17 protein-coding genes are annotated in these 19,983 nt (G+C 51.1%); 8 read left to right on the top strand and 9 right to left on the bottom strand.

Annotation, left to right across the window (positions count from 1 at the left end):
- Positions 1-364: 364 nt before the first annotated feature.
- The gene (locus tag ACOJTG_RS04370; RefSeq protein ID WP_420152698.1) at positions 365-1,618 is read right to left on the bottom strand and encodes an alkaline phosphatase family protein; all 1,254 of its coding nucleotides are present in this window, start codon (positions 1,616-1,618) and stop codon (positions 365-367) included.
- 317 nt (positions 1,619-1,935) lie between these two features.
- Between ACOJTG_RS04370 and ACOJTG_RS04375 the strand changes: the two genes are divergently transcribed.
- From ACOJTG_RS04375 to ACOJTG_RS04390, 4 genes are all read left to right on the top strand, one after another.
- Positions 1,936-2,364, top strand: a complete 429-nt coding sequence (locus tag ACOJTG_RS04375; RefSeq protein WP_420152699.1) for an RrF2 family transcriptional regulator — start codon at positions 1,936-1,938, stop codon at positions 2,362-2,364.
- A gap of 75 nt (positions 2,365-2,439) precedes the next feature.
- The gene (hmpA, locus tag ACOJTG_RS04380) at positions 2,440-3,654 is read left to right on the top strand and encodes an NO-inducible flavohemoprotein (RefSeq protein ID WP_420152700.1); all 1,215 of its coding nucleotides are present in this window, start codon (positions 2,440-2,442) and stop codon (positions 3,652-3,654) included.
- Between the two features lie 159 nt (positions 3,655-3,813).
- Positions 3,814-4,527, top strand: a complete 714-nt coding sequence (locus tag ACOJTG_RS04385; protein WP_420152701.1) for a hypothetical protein — start codon at positions 3,814-3,816, stop codon at positions 4,525-4,527.
- A 253-nt stretch (positions 4,528-4,780) separates the two neighbouring features.
- Positions 4,781-5,833, top strand: a complete 1,053-nt coding sequence (locus tag ACOJTG_RS04390; RefSeq protein WP_420152702.1) for a PepSY-like domain-containing protein — start codon at positions 4,781-4,783, stop codon at positions 5,831-5,833.
- Between the two features lie 33 nt (positions 5,834-5,866).
- Here ACOJTG_RS04390 and ACOJTG_RS04395 read toward each other — a convergent pair whose 3' ends face one another.
- The 3 genes from ACOJTG_RS04395 to ACOJTG_RS04405 are packed head-to-tail and all read right to left on the bottom strand — an operon-like array spanning position 5,867 to position 8,550.
- On the bottom strand, positions 5,867-7,213 hold the full coding sequence (locus ACOJTG_RS04395; protein ID WP_420152703.1) for a HAMP domain-containing sensor histidine kinase: 1,347 nt from the start codon (positions 7,211-7,213) through the stop codon (positions 5,867-5,869).
- A 15-nt stretch (positions 7,214-7,228) separates the two neighbouring features.
- Entirely contained in the window at positions 7,229-7,912 is a 684-nt protein-coding gene (locus ACOJTG_RS04400) for a response regulator transcription factor (protein WP_420152704.1), read from the bottom strand.
- The gene (locus tag ACOJTG_RS04405) at positions 7,912-8,550 is read right to left on the bottom strand and encodes a hypothetical protein (RefSeq protein ID WP_420152705.1); all 639 of its coding nucleotides are present in this window, start codon (positions 8,548-8,550) and stop codon (positions 7,912-7,914) included. The genes ACOJTG_RS04400 and ACOJTG_RS04405 overlap by 1 nt, the downstream gene beginning before the upstream one ends.
- A 383-nt stretch (positions 8,551-8,933) precedes the next feature.
- On the opposite strand from ACOJTG_RS04405, the gene ACOJTG_RS04410 reads away from it, so the two are divergent.
- Both ACOJTG_RS04410 and ACOJTG_RS04415 read left to right on the top strand, forming a co-directional pair.
- Positions 8,934-9,863, top strand: coding sequence for a helix-turn-helix domain-containing protein (locus ACOJTG_RS04410; protein ID WP_420152706.1), 930 nt, complete (start codon positions 8,934-8,936; stop codon positions 9,861-9,863).
- Between the two features lie 190 nt (positions 9,864-10,053).
- On the top strand, positions 10,054-10,806 hold the full coding sequence (locus tag ACOJTG_RS04415) for an SDR family NAD(P)-dependent oxidoreductase (protein ID WP_420152707.1): 753 nt from the start codon (positions 10,054-10,056) through the stop codon (positions 10,804-10,806).
- 162 nt (positions 10,807-10,968) lie between these two features.
- On the opposite strand, the gene ACOJTG_RS04420 is transcribed toward ACOJTG_RS04415, so the two are convergent.
- From ACOJTG_RS04420 to ACOJTG_RS04430, 3 genes are all read right to left on the bottom strand, one after another.
- On the bottom strand, positions 10,969-11,835 hold the full coding sequence (locus tag ACOJTG_RS04420; RefSeq protein WP_094813746.1) for a sugar phosphate isomerase/epimerase family protein: 867 nt from the start codon (positions 11,833-11,835) through the stop codon (positions 10,969-10,971).
- Positions 11,836-12,165: 330 nt separating this feature from the next.
- Positions 12,166-12,561 carry a VOC family protein gene (locus ACOJTG_RS04425; protein WP_420152708.1) on the bottom strand — a complete coding sequence of 132 codons (396 nt, stop codon included), beginning with the start codon at positions 12,559-12,561 and terminating at the stop codon, positions 12,166-12,168.
- A 94-nt stretch (positions 12,562-12,655) separates the two neighbouring features.
- Positions 12,656-13,381 (bottom strand): NUDIX hydrolase, encoded by a 726-nt coding sequence (locus tag ACOJTG_RS04430; protein WP_420152709.1) that lies wholly within the window; start codon positions 13,379-13,381, stop codon positions 12,656-12,658.
- Positions 13,382-13,532: 151 nt separating this feature from the next.
- Here ACOJTG_RS04430 and ACOJTG_RS04435 point away from each other — a divergent pair, with 151 nt between their 5' ends.
- Positions 13,533-15,152 (top strand): carboxylesterase/lipase family protein, encoded by a 1,620-nt coding sequence (locus tag ACOJTG_RS04435; protein ID WP_420152710.1) that lies wholly within the window; start codon positions 13,533-13,535, stop codon positions 15,150-15,152.
- 124 nt (positions 15,153-15,276) lie between these two features.
- Here the strand turns inward: ACOJTG_RS04435 and ACOJTG_RS04440 are convergent, their stop codons facing one another.
- Positions 15,277-16,332: a GNAT family N-acetyltransferase gene (locus ACOJTG_RS04440; protein ID WP_420152711.1), complete on the bottom strand. Its 1,056-nt coding sequence runs from the start codon at positions 16,330-16,332 to the stop codon at positions 15,277-15,279.
- Positions 16,333-16,467: 135 nt separating this feature from the next.
- Here ACOJTG_RS04440 and ACOJTG_RS04445 point away from each other — a divergent pair, with 135 nt between their 5' ends.
- Complete coding sequence (locus ACOJTG_RS04445; protein WP_420152712.1) at positions 16,468-18,363, top strand: AAA domain-containing protein; 1,896 nt, start codon at positions 16,468-16,470, stop codon at positions 18,361-18,363.
- Between the two features lie 129 nt (positions 18,364-18,492).
- On the opposite strand, the gene ACOJTG_RS04450 is transcribed toward ACOJTG_RS04445, so the two are convergent.
- Positions 18,493-19,983, bottom strand: a 1,491-nt coding sequence (locus ACOJTG_RS04450; RefSeq protein ID WP_420152713.1) for an FAD-dependent oxidoreductase, incomplete at its 5' end; no start/stop codon positions are given.

Consider the following 19,983-nt stretch of genomic DNA (forward strand, 5'->3'; position numbering starts at 1 on the left):
CTCGTATAAAGCCATTTCATAGAGGTGAAGGTTCTTTCTACATTAATGTAGAAAGGCGGGTTGATTTATTTTCCAAAATAAGGTTAATCCGTTTGTAAAGTAACTCTAAAAAGAGTTATTAATTTTCAAAGCGTAAAAAGGCGTCAACTGTATAGACCAAATACGATTCATTTAATTAAGAATTTTTCTTGTTTTTAGGAGGTTTCTATTTCGAGAGATGTTTAACTATTGAGTTCATAAACAATGAAAGGAAAAGAAAAAAAGACTCTAATTAAATCACCTGTTCATTGGTATTAATAGCAAAGAGCCGCATCAGTTAGTCTATCTAACCGATGCGGCTCTTTGCTTACTAGTGACCTTTTTTTTAGCGTTCCACTACCCAACGATTCACAGTGTTATACGTTCCTTCGAGTACAACTTTATAGAAACCTTCGGGTAGTTTAGATACGTCCAGTGTCGCTTTTTCAGCCGTTATCGGGACTTGCTCCATCAACAAATAGCGGTCATGGCCGCCCTTTTCAAAGTCATTGGTTAGGGCCAGCCAGATCTTTACCTCGCCCGTTTTATCAACTGCCTGCCAGGTAAGCTTGATCTGCTTGTTTTCTTTAGTAATGGTGGGGTGATTGATCGAAAGTTTACCCGTCAGCGATACACCGTCGAGTTCAAAGGCCCGTTCTTTTGGAAAATTGATTCTCAGGTGCCGACCCATCGTTGGGGTGATGTCCACAATGGCGGGGTATGCCTGCGTCTTCGCCGACTGGCGGAAGTAATCATTCAAATCGCTGGCGTTGGTTACGATCCAGGTACTGCGTTCAGCATCCGATTGACGGCCATGATCTTTTCCCACGGGTTCGCTTCTCCCGTGATCGGTGGTGATAAAAAACTGCCATTTTTCACCGAGTTTCTCCCGTTCCTGAATGGCTTTCCACAAGCGTCCCATTTGATCATCCATCAGCGTAACGGCTTTGGTAAAAGCCTCACTATTCCCGTATCGATGTCCCATGTCGTCGGTGTATTCCAGATAGACCCACGATAAATCCGGAGCGTTGGTACGGATGTAGGCCGCCGCCTCATCCACGACTTTTTCATCAATGCGGCGAATGTACTCGGATTTGTTATCGTGCGGGAAATGCAGCGTATCCAGTTCAAAACCATCGAAGAAGTAATCCATTTCCAGGTGATTGGTCTGCTCTAAACCCGTACCAATCAGTTTGGTACGATTATCGAGCCAGGTGGAAAAAATGGCGGTTTTCTTCTGGGGATAGGTTTCCTTAAAGAAGCGGAAGATCGTCCAGTAATTGTAATTCGGTTCCCGGATGCTGTTATCCCAGACGTTGTGCTTGTTAACCCAGGTACTTGTCAACAAACTGTTATAGCCCACGGCCGAGATGGTCGGGGTTTGTGAATACGACTGTTTCTGCCCCCCTACGTACGCTTTGCTCATACCACCGACTTTGGCAATGGCATCCAGATGAGGCGTCGGAATTTTTTTGAGTTGTTCGTAAGAAATGCCATCGACAATTACGAATACGGCCTTGTGAGCCCCCGGCTGAGCGTAACTGGTCCGAACGCTGGCCAACAAAAGCATCGCATACGCAAAATAACGTGTAAAGCTCATGGTACGTAAAAAATAGACTTGATGATCCAGTAAAACGTTTAACAATCTTGAATGGTACAAGCAGTTCGCTCAAGCCTCCCCTTGGCTAGGAAGTGCGAATGCGTTTTCGCCAGCTCCTGTTTGACGGCGTGAATCTAGGTTCATTCGGAACGGCAAGTACCGTTTTCTCTAAACTTTTACAAAATCATAACACACGTCCGAGCGGATTGGAAAGCCCGATAGGCGTTGGTTACTGAAAAAATCGGATAAAAATAAATAAAAGATATTTTTGTCTTTTATTTAAAACCGCGTACGTTTGTCCCAAGTTTAACACGCCGATGTTTTCGAAAACCTGCGAATACGCCATCCGGGCTCTACTTTACATTGCTCAGCAATCGGACGCTGGGCATAAAGTTGGTTTTCGGCAGATTGCTCAGGCAATTGATGCTCCCGAGCCCTTTCTGGCCAAAATTCTTCAGGATTTGACTCGGAAAGGCTTGCTGCAATCGGCGAAAGGCCCGAATGGCGGGTTTTTCGTAGCGGCGATGGATATTTCGCTGGCTGACGTCGTGCGGGCCATCGATGGTGATAAACTCTTTAGCGGCTGCGGTTTGGGTTTACCTAATTGCTCAGAAACCAACCCCTGCCCGATTCATCAGCAATTTAAAAGCGTAAGGACTCAGATTCAGAAAATGCTGCAATCGTCTACCATTGGTGATTTCAATGACCTGATTGCCCAGGGTCTGGTTCGGTTAAAAAGTGCATGATCCTTTTTTTTATCCCAATAAAAGACTAAAAGGTCTTTTACTATTTAATTCACCACTGCTTACTCACTAATGACCATGATGACCACCGAAGAAAAAGAACTCGTCAAAGCCACCGTTCCCGTATTGAAAACCAATGGCGTACAATTAACGACGCACTTTTACCAACGCATGTTCCGCTACAATCCGGAGCTTAAACATACGTTCAATCAGGGTAATCAGCAGAACGGTCGCCAGCAAATGGCCCTGGCTATGGCCGTGCTGGCCTACGCCGAACACATCGACGATCCTTCCGTACTGTTACCTGTTCTGAACCACATCGGCCACAAACACGTCAGTTTATCCATTCGGCCCGAACATTACGCCATTGTGGGCCGTCATTTGCTGGCTTCCATTGGCGAAGTACTCGGGGAGGCGGCAACGCCCGAACTCATACAAGCCTGGGCCAAAGCTTATCAGCAACTATCGAAGCTTATGTCGGGCGTAGAAGCGGATCTGTACGAGCAGAATGTAGCTCAGGAAGGCGGCTGGACCGGTTGGCGGCCCTTCCGTGTGGAAATCAAACAGACCGAAAGTAGCGAGATTACTTCTTTTTATCTGATTCCGGTCGATGGCGGTCCAGTAGCCTCACACCAGCCGGGACAATTCCTCAGCGTACGGGTGTTTCTGCCCCAGCTCCAGCTGCTTCAGCCGCGTCAGTACAGCATTTCTTCCGCTCCAAATCAGCGGTATTACCGGATTTCGGTGAAACGGGAAACCAACGCCATTCCCAGTTTCAACGGCATGATCAGTAATTATTTGCACGACCACATTCAGGAAGGCGATACGCTGGATCTGAGTGCTCCGGCCGGGGAATTCACGCTGGAGCTATCGGATTCCCGGCCCAGTGTATTCATCAGCGGCGGTGTCGGTCAAACACCTTTGCTGAGTATGCTGGAACATCTACTGGATTCGCCCTCGAAGCAACCCATTCACTGGATTCACGGCTGTCGACACGCGGGCGTACACGCCTTCAAAGACGTCTTGGCCGAGTGGGAAGCGGCGTATCCACACTTGCACACGCACCTGTTCTACAGCCAATTACCCGAGCTGGGTGGCTCGCAGACGGGCGTTCAGGCGGGCATCGTTGATATTTCGCAGCTACCCGCTTCCGTTTTGGATCCCGAGGCCCTTTACTACATCTGTGGTCCATCGGGATTCATTAACAAACAATTCGAGGATCTAAAGGCCGCTGGTATTCCCGCCTCCTCCATTCGCTTTGAAGAATTTGGTCCCCAGTCGCTTGCTCTGTAATTAAACCCAAAAAGTCATAAGGGTTTGAATCGGATTCACTATTACCAATCCGATTCAAACCTTTACTATATCTGGAGCTTAAGATAAATTAATCGTTTCTTCAGATCGTCCTTAAGTGGGTACGGTAGGTTTGCCATCGTAAGTCATCAAAACAGACCTATGAAAAGCAAACCATCATTCGCACTTCTCGTACTCGCCGGTATGGCGAGTGTAGTTACCCTTCAGGCACAACCTCCCGTAGGCCCAGGTCCAGGCCCCGCTGCCTTCCGACCCGGTCCTCCCGCTGGGCCGCTCCCGCTTCAACAACCGGGGCTGGTTGCCCTCACGACGCTGAGCGGTACTGTGCAGGATTTCACGGCCAACGATGAGTCGGTTCTGGATGGATTCACTTTTAATACCGAAGGAAAAAAGGTAGCCGTTCAGTTTCCCCCGCACCTGGGACAGGCCATTCAGGCGGCGAGTAAATCGGGCCGTCAGGTAACGATAACGGGTTCTTCGGAACTCACGCCCGAGGGGCAGAGTATGTTCCGGCTGGTTAGCCTGACGAGTGGCCAAACCGTCGTAACCGATACGCCTCCGGCCGCACCCGCTACGCCACCGACGTTGACGCCAACGACTTTCAAAGGCAAAGTGCTCGATTATCAGCTCAACAAGCAGGGCCAGGTAAATGGGTTACGCCTCAGTGACCAAACCCTCGTCCGGGTACCTCCTCACCTCGCCGCCCAGGTGATTGCGGTCGCTCCGAAAGAAAGTACGGTTTCGGTAGAAGGATACGTCCAACCCACGGGTGAGGGTCAGGTTCGCCTGCAAAAACAGCAGGTGATCGAAGCCTCGGTTCTTACCGTAAACGGAAAGTCATTTCTGCTCCGTTAGTAGCAGACCTTTCCCTAAAACCAATCGGTTGGTTTGATTTCCCAGGGTAATACCAGGAAATCAAATCAACCGATTTCGCTTCTATCCTCCGGTTCTTCTCCTTTTATAGAACGCTGATCGTTTCATATTGACGACCCGAGTCGGTTTATAAACGGCATTTCTATCACTTTGATAAGATCGGATAGAATTAATACGATCTTAAGGTTGTCTTCATGTGGCAGAATCACCTTTGGTCAAGCAACTAAAGAACCCAATGAAGAAGACCTTTGTATCCGGAGCGATCCTGCTTACGCTCCTTACCGCCAGCTGTACCAAAACGGCGATGACACCCAGCCCCACGCAGACGACTGGAAACAGCGTCCTGTTTAGTACCCGGACCTCCGCCAGTGTGGTAGGTTTGCCCAGTTCAACGTTGCCGACGGCCATCCAAACGTACCTGGATCAGAACGCCGCAGGATATACCCTGATTCGGGTAGAAAAGAAGGCTCAGCCCGGTACCAACACGTACTGGGGTACGAAAGTGACGGTATTAAAGGATGGCGTTCCGGTGGATTACTACTTTGACACAAACGGAGCCCTGACGACCCGCCCGGCGAGTCCTCGCGGAGAGGCACTTACGTCCCTGGCTGCTACGCAGTTGCCCGCTACGGTAAGCAGTTACCTCAGCCAAACCTACGCTGGGTATCAGTTCATCGTTGCGGAATCCGTCCAAATTAACGGCGTTGCTCAGGAATACCGGGTACAGATTGTAGCGAATGGCCAACGCATCAACGTTCATTTCGACGGGACAGGAACCTTCCGGGATGCACATACGGCTCCCGGCGATCTGACCAAAACACACGCGGTCCGTTACCTCTCCAGAGATAAGGTACCAGCGGCCATCGAGACAGCTCTTACGAGTACTTACACCAGCTACACGTACGGCTGGACCGAGGAACACGTGCACGACGAGACGACTACCTACGACGTGAAGGTTTTCAGTAACGGCCAGCTCCTCGTTTTGCATTTTGATACGACGGGTACACAGGTTATTCCGACAGGACCAGGTCCCAAGCCAGGAGGACCGGGCGGACCAATGGCTCCGGCCAAAGACGCCCTCATTCAAGATGCGACGCTGCTGCCTTCCGTAATTACGACCTACTTACAGACTCATTTCAGTGGGTACACATTCCTGGTAGCCAAGCAGCATACGCCGCCAGCAGGAACTACAAGTGAGTACAAAATTGATGTAGCCGTGGGTGAGCAGTTGTATACGCTTCGGTTTTCAGCCTCCGGTGAATTACTGATGGCCCATGCCCGAGGATAAGGGTAGTTGAGGTGAGTGAACCAGGGCACTGTTTTAGCGAACGGAGTCCTGGTTTCTTTTGAAGCGAATTTCGGCTCGGAAGGAGTCTTGGGTGGCCGTTACGGTGAATGAACCTTGCATGAGTCGAACCATTTGCTGACTAATCCAGAGGCCTAAGCCGTAGCCATCGTGTCGGGTATCGGCCTGATAGAATTCCTGAGTCAACCGATCGGGATCGGCTACCGGACCACTGGTCAAATTGGTCAGGGACCAGACCACGTTTTCGTCGAGCACCTCCAGTCGCAAATCCACCTGCGTTTGTGGTCGGGCGTACTTGGTGGCGTTATCCAGCAGATTGAGCAGCACATTCGTAAGTTTGTCTTCATCCGCCCCTACGCGAAACGAAGGAGCGGTATCATCCAAATGCACGGACAAATAGAGTTGCCTCTGCTTCAGGACGGCATGATAGCGTTCCGTCAGCTGCAAGGTCAAATCGTCGAGTTCGATGGGTTCCGGGCGTAGTTGCAGGGTACCCGCCCGGAGCTGACTCATCGCCAGCAGATCATCTACTAAACGGCTCAGTCGTCGTAATTCGGCCAGTTGGCTCGCCAGAAAAAAACGTTCGCGATCGTTGATCGCCTCCCGCTGGGCCACTTCGATTTCGGTTCGCAGAATACTAAGGGGCGTACGCAGTTCGTGCGAGGCAGCGGCAAAGAAGTTGTGTTGCGTATCCACGGCCTGTTGAATGCGGGCCAGCATGTCGTTGATGGTCTTCGCTAATTCCTGTAATTCATCGCTGGTACGAGGCATGGGAATGGGCGTTACCCCGCCGGCCAGATTGACCGAACGGGCCGACTGAATGATGGCCTGTAGCGGGCGTAATAGCCAGCCGCTCAGCCACCAGGCTCCCAGTCCCGAAATGACCATGCTCAACAACAGTGTACTGATCAGTAACCAGCCAATGTTTTGCAGTTGCCGGGTCAGGGGGCGGTTGCTACGCCCTACGATGGTCGTCAGATTTCCGTAATCGCCTTCCGCATCTCGGTTCACCCGGGCCAGTTGAAGCGTATCGGATTGAAAGACCGTAGCGGCTCCGGTTTTGCTCAGGTGCTCCGGGAACTGCGGCGACTGGTACAGACGGCGGGAAGAATCGCCGGTAGTATACCAAAGGGCCAGTACTTCGCCCGACTCGGGCAATGGAATGACCAAGGGATAGAGCGACACCCGTTCGGATAGCCGCGTAGCCCGATCCATCAACGCCCGATTTTCCTGCTGAATCAGTACCTTTTTGACCTCATGGAATACGTAGGTAGCCGCGGCGGCAAACCCCAGAAAGAAGGTAAGCCCGAATACCAGACCCATCTTTACCCGAATACTGCGAATGGGCCAGATTCCTACCATACCTATCAAAGAAGTTTAATTGATTTCCAGTGTTCCCTTGAGTCGATACCCTACGCCAACGACCGTTTCGAGCAGCGGCACGGCAAAGCCCCGGTCAATCTTTTTCCGAAGTTGATGGATGTGTACTTCCACGACATTACTACCCCGGTCAAAATCAGATTCCCAGACTTTTTCGGTCAATTGGGCTTTGGACAGAACCCGACCGGCATTTCGCATGAGTTGTTCCAGCAGTTGATACTCCCGGGGCGTCAGGGCAATGGGTTGTTCGCCCCGGCTGACCTGCCGCCTGGCCAGATCCATACGCAAGTCCCCGATCTGCCATACTGCCAGCCGACTACCCGCCTGACTCCGTTGTACCGTACGAATCCGGGCCAGTAATTCTTCCAGCTCAAAGGGCTTCCGCAGGTAGTCAACGGCTCCTAAGTCGAGTCCTTCTACTACGTGGCGGGACTGATTGAGGGCACTCAGAATCATCACGGGAGCGTCAATGCCAAAAGCCCGTAGGGTACGCAACACGTCGAAGCCCGTCGTTCCGGGTAACATCAGGTCCAGTAAAATCAAATCGTAATCGCCTACGGCTGCCTGTTCCAGGCCCACCGATGCCGATAAGGCAATATCCACCGAGTAACCCGCCTGCCGAAGACCTTTCTGCAGGTGCAGGACCAGTTTTTCTTCGTCGTCGATTAACAGAATTTTCATTAGAGTGCAAAGGTTTGACCCCGAATCGTTAGTGTAGAAGGGTGTAAGACCGTACGGCCGGTTTGATTGACGAAGCCTTCGGCGGTTCGCTCGAAACCAGTTACACCCAGGCGTTGAACACCCTCCAGCAAGGGAAGAATTTGTCCGGCCTGGTGGGGTTTCAGTTCAATGAGATACTTATCCGTCAGCAAAGCGATCAGTTGCCCCCGTTCGTCCTGTATCTTTTTGAGCAAGGGCCCCTCCGCCTGAACCAGCGAGCCCGATTTGGGTTGGGGCGGCGGCAAATCGGCCACTTGTACCACCAAACCCGAAGAGAGATTTCGCAGCCGAATCAGGCGATACCGGTTCAGGCGGGCTTCAGGTGGGCGAGCCGGGCCGGGTCCACTGGCTCCGGGTTGGACATCGGCGGTAATCGTTTGCCCGGTACGGGCCAGTCGCCGGATACCGAGAGCGGCGTGGGGAGGAAAACTTAGTTGTACTTCACCCGCCGTTGTTTGTAGCCGTAATCCGTCATAATCCCCGATTCGATTGAACACATAGCCAAGCACCCGGCCCGAAACGGAGGTCTGGGCCAGGGTTGCTTCACTACTGAGCCAGCAAAGCAGGAAAAGGGTGGTATAGCGTAAGGCTTCTTTCACACGAATGAATAAAGGGGAATCACGAACGATTCCTTAATGGGGGTACTTTTTTCTTTCAATAGGGGCTACGCGGACTCACTTTACCGACCGTACCCGTTCAATCCCAGATCACAATAAGTCCTATTACTAAAACATTTGCCTAAGCATTTCAGAGGGTATCGTTCTTTTGAGTCTGACAGCCCCGACGAATTCTCTTCCTGCTAAGCAGCCAAGTTCGTCTGTTCCGATAAAAACGACCTTAGGATAAGATTAAGATTTCTTAATGTTTGGATTTTCAGCTCTTCCCTTTAACTGATCTTTACGCGTGCCTATGGAATCCGTATGTGCTTCGTTTTATTTGTTGATCACTCTTCGTAGATTTGATTTTTACAAACTCATGCTACATGGCTCTGACCTCGGTTGATGATTTTTATCGGGAAATAACGACTTGCACTACTCTCGAAAAACAAACGATCTTTCCGCAGGATGTCGCGAAAGAAATTGGTCATTTTAATGTTTTCAGCATTGAAGACTTATTTCAGAAGACAACGCAGCGGTCGGTCATGCCGTACAATCGTCGGACTTATTATAAAATCAGTCTGATTCGCGGCCGAAACCGAGTCGAGTACGCCGATAAAGTCATCCACATTGAAACCAATGCCCTGCTGTTTGCTTCGCCTAAGGTACCCTATCACTACGTACCGCTGGATGAGCAGCAGGCGGGTTATTTCTGCATTTTTACGGATGCGTTTCTCCTGCCCAGCAAGAGCGGCGTCATACTGGATGAGCTACCCATTTTCCGACCGGGCGGCGTACCGATCTTCCAGCTAAGCGATGAGAAAGCCGACCAGCTCCACAGCCTGTTCCTGAAGATGCGGGAAGAAATCACGTCCGATTACGCATACAAGTACGATTTGTTACGCACCTACGTGCTGGAGTTGATTCATTACGGACAGAAACTACAGCCGTTGCCGGCAAGCTCCACCCATCCCCCGGCTTCTGCCCGAGTTACCTCCCTGTTTCTTGAATTACTGGAACGGCAGTTTCCCATTGATACGCTTCATCAGAAGGTAGGCCTTCGTACGGCCAAGGATTTCGCCGATCATCTGGCGGTTCACGTGAATCACCTCAACAAGGTTTTGAAAGAAACACTGGGCCAGACTACGACGGAAGCCATTCAACAGCGGATCCTGCAGGAAGCCAAAATTTTGCTCAAACAAACCAACTGGACGGTCTCCGAAATCGCCTACTGTCTGGGTTTTGAACAGGTCGCCCACTTTTCCAATTTTTTCCGCAAGCAAACCTCCTTCTCACCGCTCGCTTTTCGGGCCTAAGATTTGATTTTTGCAACGAATGGATTGATCCTTACAAACACTCAGATCGTCCTAGCACGCATCTTTGCATCCGGCAAGCCAGCCGTGAATCGCTGGTTGGGATAGGGCCTGGCCGGGCCCGCTCTGTGCTTGCTGGTATTTGGTTTTACGGCCAAGTACCGTTCTTTCAAACCTTAAGAAACAGACTATTATGAGTATTGCATTAGTTACCGGCGGTAGCCGAGGTTTGGGCAAAAATATGGCCCTGAGTCTGGCTAAAAAGGGAATCGACGTGATTCTTACCTACCATAGTAAAGCTGACGAAGCTCAGGCGGTCGTCGCGGAGATTGAGCAACTGGGGGCAAAAGCCGCGGCCCTTCCGCTTGATACGGGAAACGTGGCTAGCTTTGAAGCCTTTGTTGGCCAGTTTAAACAAGTACTTGCCGATACCTTTGGACAAGAACAGTTCAACTTTTTAATTAATAACGCCGGCGTGGGTGCTTATACGCCCATTGGCAGCACCAAGGAAGAAGACGTGGATCAACTGGTGAACATTCACTTCAAGGGCGTCATTTTCCTGACTCAGCATCTGCTGCCCCTGCTTACCGATGGTGGCCGAATCATCAATATTTCTTCGGGTCTGACTCGCTTTTCCAATCCAGGCTACGCCGTGTACGCTTCCCTGAAAACGGCCATCGAAACGCTGAGCCGGTACATGGCGAAGGAATTGGGCTCACGGGGCATTGCCGTCAACGTCGTGGCTCCGGGAGCCATCGAAACCGATTTTGGCGGTGGAGCCGTACGGGACAATGCTCAGATCAACCAGCAAATTGCCAGTGCGACGGCCCTCGGCCGGGTAGGTTTACCCGACGACATTGGGGGCGTAGTTGCTTTTCTGTGTACGGAAGAAGCTCGCTGGATCAATGCTCAGCGGATCGAAGTATCGGGCGGGGTGAATCTGTAGTAAATCAGCTTCACACAGCCGTACTGATTGCCTACTAGACAGGCGGCAGTTGGAAACTGCCTCCTAGTGGGTACAGGTTCAGAAACCCGCACCCGTATACCCAACAAAAGAGCAAGGCACGGACAGTTGTCCGTGCCTTGCTCTTTTGTAGCTGCCTTTTGGCTAAACGTTCAGCGTTTTCATATACTGAGCGTCCTTTTTCAAACTGTCCATCGGCGAGCCGGGGTATTCCTCCTGTTCAACGAGGAAGTACTTAATCTTACTCGTATCGAGCACGCTCCGCAGCGTCTTTTTGAAATCTACGGATCCCTCACCAATATCGTTCTGCACGGGTTTACCATTTTTAACGGTATAATCCTTGATATGGCAGAGTTCGTAACGCTTACCGTATTTCTTCAGGTGTTCGGTTGTATTGACTCCAGCCACGTCGATCCAGCACAAATCCAGCTCAAACATTACGTTTTTAGGATCGGTGTTAGCCAGCAGATAATCCTGGGGTAGCTTGCCATCCAGGGGCTTAAACGAGTAGTCGTGGTTATGGTACCCAAACTTCAGGCCGCCTTTCTTTACTTCCTCTCCTACTTTGTTGAACTCATCGGCGATTTTCTTCCAGTCATCCCAAGTCTTCTGGGCACCGATGTAAGGACAAAGCAGGTAACTCAAGCCCGCTCCCTGTGCCATTTCAATGTTCTTTTTCAGTACGTCAGGCTTGCTGGCCGCGGCCCGAAAATCGAAGTGCGTACTGATCATCTTTACGCCCAGCCCATCAAGAAACGATTTCATTTCTTTCGGCTCCAGACCCCACAAAAATCCCTTGGGTCCGCTGTAACTCTCAAACTGCTTGTAGCCGTACTGAGCCAACTGCGTCATGATGCCTTTAGGGTCCTTTGGCAGTACGTCACGGGCACTGTACAACTGAACGCCGAACGGATTGATCGTTTTCAACGGGGCCGCCGCAAGCGACTCACGTAAGGCGAGGGCACCAGCCGTCAGCAGAGCAGACTGTTTTAAAAAATGGCGTCTTTGCATTGTAAAAAATTCCAGAGTAAGGGTTTCAAAAAGGCTAAGGTACACCGAACAAGTCAACAGGCGTTGTTTTGCCAGCGGGATTCCTTAACTTTTTTTCTGCTGCTAGAACGAGTATTGCTTGTTTTTTGGTGTATGACCCTCCTCCAATTATATGCGTACAATTCGGTCTAAAGCTCTCCTGGTCGCATCGTACCCGTGTTTATCAAGACTTCAGATACGGGCTAACGATTTCGGTTGCTATCAAACGTTTGGTATGTGCTAATTATAGTAACGTCCACCACCCCCTAAGCTCTAGTCTTACGGAGTGGTGGACGTTGGATGGCAACGTACTTACGCGTTGGGTTGCATATAGAAAAACTCCCACAAGTGGCCATCCGGATCCTGAAAGCCGTGCTGGTACATAAATCCCATGTCCTGAGCGGGCATGGGCGTGGTTGCTCCAGCCCCCAGAGCTTTCTGGATTATGTCATCGACGGCCGCCCGGCTTCCGAGTGAAAGCGATACGATTACCTCAGCGGTTTGTTGGGCATCGGCTACGGATTTTTTGGTAAAGGTCTGGAAAAAGGGCTCTACCAGCAGCATGACGAAAATGGTATCGCTGATGACCATACACGTGGCGTTTTCGTCCGTATACTCCGGGTTAAATGAATAGCCCAGTTGCGTAAAAAAGGTGACGGAAGGTTCAAGGGCTTTTACGGGCAGGTTTACAAAGATTTGCGTAGCCATAGGTTTAGTAGTGGTTTGTTTTTGCAAACCTAAGCCCCTTTTTCTCAGCGAATACTGGTCAAACCCGACCATTTGCCGGGCTAATTCCGACAGCTTACTCCGGCTGAATAAACCGGTAGAGATACGGGGCTTTGTGAGCTTTGCCCGTATACGTCTTCTCCAGTCGCTGCAAAATTCCCAGACTCAACATGCGTCGCTGAAAACTCGATCGATTCAGTTTTTCCCCCAACACCGTTTCGTAAAGCCGTTGCAGCGTGTGCATCGTGAAGGATTCTTCCAGCAGATTAAACCCAATGAGCTTCCGATCCAGCGTTTCCCGAAGCGTTTCCAGGGCTTTGGCTACAATGCTTTCGTGGTCAAGCATCAGCGAAGGTAGCTGATTTAGTTCGTACCAGGCACAGCGATCGGCCATCGCGTCGGGCTGGGGTACGGCTCGGGTAAAGTCCACTAAGGCGTAGTACCCTACCGTTACAAACCGGCGTAACAGCCAGTGATCCGGCTGCACCGCGTGACCTTTCGCTTGCATGATCTGAGCGAGCGGAGCTGGATCATACCGCTGCATACTTCCGAAGGTATGAAACTGTTCGAGGTAAATATCCGTGAGGCCCGTTCGCTGAGCCAGCACGCGGCGGGCGGCAGACTCCAGATCTTCCTTTTCGCGGACAAATCCGCCCGGCAGGGCAAACAAATCCGTGTTTTCGTACTCCAGAATCAGAATTTTAAGTTCCTGATCGTGAAAACCGAAAATGACAAAATCCAGGGCCAGCCCCGGTAAAAAGCCCTGCCCCTGAGGGCTGGTCTCATCCGTTGCAGTAGTCATACGTAGCACTCTTTATCGTTTCTTTTCTACAAAATTTGTTCGATTCAAGGGCATTTTCTATTATTGTTGCACTGTGCAACAATAAAGCATTTCTCTGATTTTTCAAAAAACCCAATCGATTACTTCATGCGTTAAACAGCCTCTTGCAATGATGAAAACAATGCTTACCTTTTTACTGATGGGAACGACGCTGGCCTTTGCCCAGACGTCAAAAGCTCCTCAGATTAAAACCCAGAACGGAGTCGTCGAAGGAACCGTCGAAGCCAGTGGGATTCGTTCGTTCAAGGGCATTCCCTTTGCTCAGCCCCCCGTGGGCGATCTACGGTGGAAAGAACCCCAGCCCGTTAAAAACTGGGAAGGCGTGCACAAAGCGGATCATTTTAGCCCTGCTGCCATGCAGCGAGCCTTGTTTGGGGACATGAACTTTCGTTCGAACGGAACGAGTGAAGATTGTCTGTACCTGAATGTATGGACGCCGGCGAAAAAAGGCAATGAAAAACTGCCCGTACTGGTGTATTTCTACGGCGGTGGCTTCATGGCCGGTGATGGCTCCGAGCCGCGTTACGACGGCGAAAGCATGGCCCAAAAGGGTATCGTTGCCATTACCATCAATTATCGACTCACGGTTTTTGGCTTTCTGGCTCACCCCGAGTTGACGAAAGAGTCACCGCATCATTCGTCCGGTAATTACGGTCTCATGGATCAGCAGGCGGCGTTACGCTGGGTGAAGGCCAACGTTGCCGCTTTCGGAGGCGATCCGAACAAAGTAACCATTGCTGGCGAATCGGCTGGTTCTATTGCGGTGAGTGCCCAGATGGCCTCGCCGGGTTCCAAAAACCTGTTTGCTCAGGCGATTGGTGAAAGTGGCTCGCTGATGGGTACGCTCTCACCAGTTTCCCTGGCTGAAGCAGAAAAGAAAGGCAGTCAGTTTGGCGAATCTATTGGGGCTGCATCTTTGGCTGCTTTGCGGGCCCTACCGGCGAAAGAGTTACTGGAAGCGACTGCAAAGGCAGCTCCTGGCAGCTTTCCCATCACCATCGACGGTTACTTTTTCCCGAAACCCGTCAGCGATATTTTCGCCGCGGGTGATCAGGCTCAGGTACCCCTACTACTGGGCTGGAACTCGGAAGAAATGAATTACCGGGCCTTATTGGGTCCGCAAGCCCCTACCGTAGAAAACTACAAAAAGGCCGTGCAGGGTCGTTTAGGAGCTTCGGCTGATGACATTCTAAAGGCTTATCCCGTGACTTCAGATGCTCAGGTAGAAGAAGTAGGTACGGCTCTGGCGGGTGATCTTTTCATTGGGTACAGTACCTGGAAATGGGCGGACTACCATATGAAAACCAGCAAACAGCCCGTGTACCGTTACCTGTATACCCAGCCGCGTCCCGCGATGCGGCCTGAAATGGGCAATGCTCAGCCCGGACTAGCCGGAGGCGTAGTGAAAAATACCGACCCCGCTACTAAACCCGCCCCGGCGGCTAAGGGTGCCGTCCACTCGGCTGAAATTGAGTACGCCATGGGCAATCTGGCCACTAACAAAGTGTACGCCTGGACGGATGAAGACTACAAAGTGTCTAAAACCATGCAGAATTACTTCGCTAATTTTATCAAAACGGGCAATCCCAACGGAGCTGGCTTACCCAAATGGACGCCCGCTACGGAAAACAAAGTGTACGTCATGCACATTGGTGCCAAGACCTTTGAGCAACCCGAGCAGCAACGCGAGCGGTATCTAGCCATTGACGAAATGTCTAAGAAAGCTAAATAGAGTATTAGTGTAAAACAAGGCGGAAGTACAGGCAATCCTGTACTTCCTCCTTGTTTTAATAATACTTATCTGATTATTAAAGAAATAAACATTCAAAACTCAACTTAAACTTGAAACTATTTTCTCAGGTATAATCAAATGAAGAGACATACACCGGACTTTGCCGGAGCTGTTGCCACTGTGCTTCGGACAAACCTTTTCCTTGTACCCACACCTGCGTAGATACCCCGGCTTGAAAGCCGCTAAAGAAGCCCATATCCGGTAGACGGGTCCATTCGGTACGGCGTTCATCGAGTTGCCAGAGAGCCGTGTATCTTTTCATATGAACCAGTAGGCTTTCCAGCAGCGTGGGTAGAAGTGACTCGAAACCCGCCTTCAGGTAGACAGCCTCCAAGGCGACAAAGGCGTAATCCGGCTGGAAAAGATTCTTCAGTACTGGTACGTAACGAAGTCCATGCATCAAAAACCAGCCCCCCGCCCCCAGCATGTGCCTGAACTGCCAGCGAACCCGCCGGGCGGCAACGGCAGCTACGATTTGATTTGCTTCCCAAAGACCATAAAAATTTCCCTGCGTTTTCGTCCAGGTTTTGAAAGCGTACGGCTGGTAGCTGTCTTGCAGGGAAGGCAGTAGCTGTGATTCTTCTTCTTTTGTCAATGCTCTGAAACGGGTATCTCTTTTAGGATTCAAGCGGCGGAACAGATACGACTGTAATCGGGCAATGCACTCAAATTGAAGCGTTTGAGAGACTGCTACCGAACGCGTATTTCTGGCTTCAATAAATGAATACACCAAAAACGGAGCCGGAATTTGCTGAAAGAGGTAAGCAACAGCCTGCGTTTTCAGCAAGCGGCCGTAGCCACGCCCCTGAGCGGCTGAGGTTACGGCCAGATACCGGCCATAAAAACTGTCTACCCATCCCCAGGGCACTTCAACGACCCGATGATCCAGGCAGTACACACCCAACAGGGTTTCCTCTTCATACAGGTGAAAAAAGAAAGGATTGTAGAGTTCCCGTAGCCGTTCTTCCTGATTGGTTTGCCGATAGCGGACACCTTTCGTGCCGTAAATCGTGCCTTTGAGCAGGCTTAAGGCCGCCGCATCAGCCTGGGGCTTAACCACTAGCGAAAGGGAGGCTTCACGATAGATTTCGGTAGTTTCGGGGGAAGAGATCGCAGGCATTCGGTATGTAGTTGGATGCGGCAAAGCTACACGTGCCGCTCTACACTCGGTAGTTTTTGCTTTCAAAGTGACAGGCTGTCCCTTTGGTTTTCGAAGGATTTCCCCATTTCTGTAAACCAGCGGCTACCTTTGTGTATGGATTATTTTAAAAAGCTACTGGAATTACTCCAGATCGAGCGGGAAGAAGATCGGCAGTCGTATTTAAAACTGACCGAATCGACTTCCGTCAGCGAGCGGAGAGCTGCCGGCTTGAGCTGGTACCCACTGGCCATCCGGGGCTCCGAAATGAGTCGCGGCGATTATCTGACGGTGGAATTAGAGCGTACCACGCATCAGGATATACCTCATCAGTTCCGCTTCGGTATGCCGGCGGTACTGTTTTCCAACCATGATCCCAAGGAGGACCGCGTCGAGGGCATCGTCGCCCATCAGAGTGGCAACCGCCTTCGCCTGACGCTACGGACGGATGAGCTGCCCGAATGGTCCCGCCAGGGTAAACTGGGCATTGACCTGCTGTTTGATGACAACAGCTACGAGGAAATGCAGAATGCCCTGAAAGTGGCGGATCAACGGAGCGACAAACCCGATGGTCAATTGATTCGACTGTTGACGGGCTCGGCCTCTCCCACCTTTCGTACCGACGTTACGCTTAGCCCCTTGCCGCGACTGAATCCGTTTCAGCAACAGGCCGTTGAAAAGATCCTTGCGGCGAATGAGCTGGCTATCGTTCACGGCCCGCCGGGTACGGGTAAAACGACCACGCTCGTCCAGGCCATTAAAGCCCTCTGGCAACAGACGCACCAGAAAATTCTGGTGGTGGCTCCCAGTAATACGGCCGTCGATTTGCTTAGTGAAAAACTGAGTGAAGAAGGCCTCAACGTATTACGCGTGGGCAATCCGGCCCGTGTATCGCAGCGGTTGATGTCCCTGACGCTTGACCAGAAAATGACCGAGCATGCCCGCACGAAGGAAATCAAAAATCTGAAGAAGCAGGCTCAGGAATACAAACGCATGGCCCACACCTACAAGCGAAACTTCGGCAAAGGTGAACGCGACCAACGTAAGGCTCTCTTTGACGAGGCCCATCGCCTTATGAAAGAAGTCGATCAGAGCGAACAGTATATCATTGACGATCTGGTGGGGCGTACGCAGGTAATTACGGCTACGCTTGTGGGGGCCAATCATTACACGGTTCGTAATCAAACCTTTCATACGGTAGTCATCGACGAAGCCGGACAGGCTCTGGAACCCGCCTGCTGGATTCCCATTCTCAAAGCTCAAAAGGTAGTATTGGCGGGCGACCATTGCCAGTTGCCACCCACGGTAAAGTCCAAAGAAGCCGCCCGCCAGGGACTGAGTACCACATTGCTTGAAAAATCCGTTGCTCTCCATCCGGAAGCCGTGGTACTGCTGGAGGAACAGTATCGCATGCACGAACAAATCATGGGTTTTTCCTCAAAACTATTCTATCAGGATCGGCTCATCGCTCATGCTTCGGTAGCTCACCGCCTCTTATTTCCGGGCGATGCTCCGCTGGCTTTTATCGATACGGCAGGCTGCGGATTTGAAGAGAAATTGGAAGGGACCAGTTCGACCAACCCCGAAGAAGCATCTTTTCTCATGCGGCATCTGGCTCAGTTGGTAGAACAGGTACGGGCCAGGGGCGGCGACTTTCCCAGCATTGCGGTCATTTCACCTTACAAGCAACAAATCAGCGTGTTACAGGAGCAGTTTCAGCACACGGAATCTTTGCAAGTCGTAGCCGAGTACATTTCCATTAACACCATCGATAGTTTTCAGGGGCAGGAACGGGATGTGGTCTACATCAGCATGACCCGTAGTAACAGCGAAGGCGAAATTGGCTTCCTTTCTGACATCCGTCGCATGAACGTAGCCATGACCCGGGCCCGTAAAAAGCTGGTCGTGATCGGGGATAGTGCTACGCTTTCACAACTTTCGTTTTACGCGGACTTTATCGCTTATGCGGAAAGCCATGAGGCGTACCAAAGTGCCTGGGAATTTATGGAATAACTTTCATTTCAAGCACTTATATGTGTTTCACTACATAAATACTTGAGGCATTTCATAAAAAAGAGCGGATGAAAGGTTGACTTTCATCCGCTCTTTTTTAGTTTCTCTACCAACGATCTGGCCTCACGCTTAAGCCTTGCCTTTCAACTCTATCGGTTCCAGATTTCGCCGGGCGGGGCCGGTCAGTACGATTCCGTCCGTATCAAAGCGGGCTCCGTGGCAGGGACAATCCCAGCTTTTTTCGGAATTATTCCAGTTGACAATGCAGTGCGTGTGCGTGCAAACGGGACTGACTGCGTGGATGTCTCCCGACGGGTCTTTGTAGACGGCCACTTTCTGTCCAGAAAATTCAGCGACCATTCCACTGTCGTTTGGAAGCTGATCGAGTGAATCTAGTTCTTCGGTAGAAAAACGATCGGCGACAAAACGGTAGGCGACATCGGCGTTTTCTTTGATGAATTCGGAAGCGGCGGCCAGGGGTTTTACCCGACCCGGATCATACAGGGCTGCTGACGGATTTTCTTTCCCTAGCACGAGATCACTCAGAATTTTTCCCGCTAGCGTACCCAGGATCATTCCGTTTCCGTTGTAACCCGTCCCCGTAAAGATCCCTTCCGAAAAGCCGGGCAGTTTGCCAATATAAGGCAGTCCGTCCAAGGGCATGTAGTACTGAGCCGACCAGCGGTAAGCTACCGAATCCACCTCGTAGTACTGCCGCACGTAGGCTTCCAGCTCAGCAAAAGAAGCTTCGGGATCGCCGTGACCGGTTTTATGGTCCGCTCCCCCCACAACCAGATACTTCTGGCCCTCGACTACGTGCGAACGGAAGTAGTGGTAGGGATCCTGCATATCATACACCAGAGCGTCGGGATAGGCCTTGTCTTTCAGGGTAACGGCCAGTACGTAACTCCGGTACGGTGCTGCCTCAAAATGCAGAGGATTGACTCCGCCGGGCGGAATGTGCGTGGCGTAAATGATTTGCTTGGCTTTCAAGATACGGCCTTCGGACTCGGCTTCGTGATAGCCGTCCTTCTGCGTCGTTTGTTCGATCCGGGTGTTTTCCAAAATAACGCCGCCAGCTTTAACAAACACTTCGCGTAAACCCATCAGGTATTTCAGGGGATGAAACTGAGCCTGATTGTCGATCGTAATGACCTTCACCGTCGGTACGGGGATAGGAGCTTGGGGAGCCAGACGGGCCTTCACTCCTACTTTTACCGCACTTTGAAACAGGCTGTCGAGTTCCTTAAGCTGCTTTTCTTCATCGGCGTATACAAAGCCCTGCTTTCGTTCGAAATCACAGTCAATTTTATAGGTCTGGACCCAATCCTGAATGGTGGATACAGCCCCGGCAATATCATTGGCAAATTGCTGGGCTGCTTCTGCCCCAAAATCGTTCTCCACTTCCGCGTACGTAGTGTCGGCAAAGGTGTTGATGTGGGCCGTGGTTCCCCCAGTCGTTCCATACCCCAGGCTATGAGCATCGACGAGCAGGCATTTCTGTCCCTGTTGCTGTAACAACACCGCGGCGGTAAGGCCAGTAATGCCCCCGCCCACAATGAGCGTGTCGTATACGGTTGATTCGTTGAAAGAAGGTGACTCCGTACCGGCGTATACTTT

The organism is Siphonobacter sp. (assembly GCF_048595215.1).
GTDB lineage: Bacteria > Bacteroidota > Bacteroidia > Cytophagales > Spirosomataceae > Siphonobacter.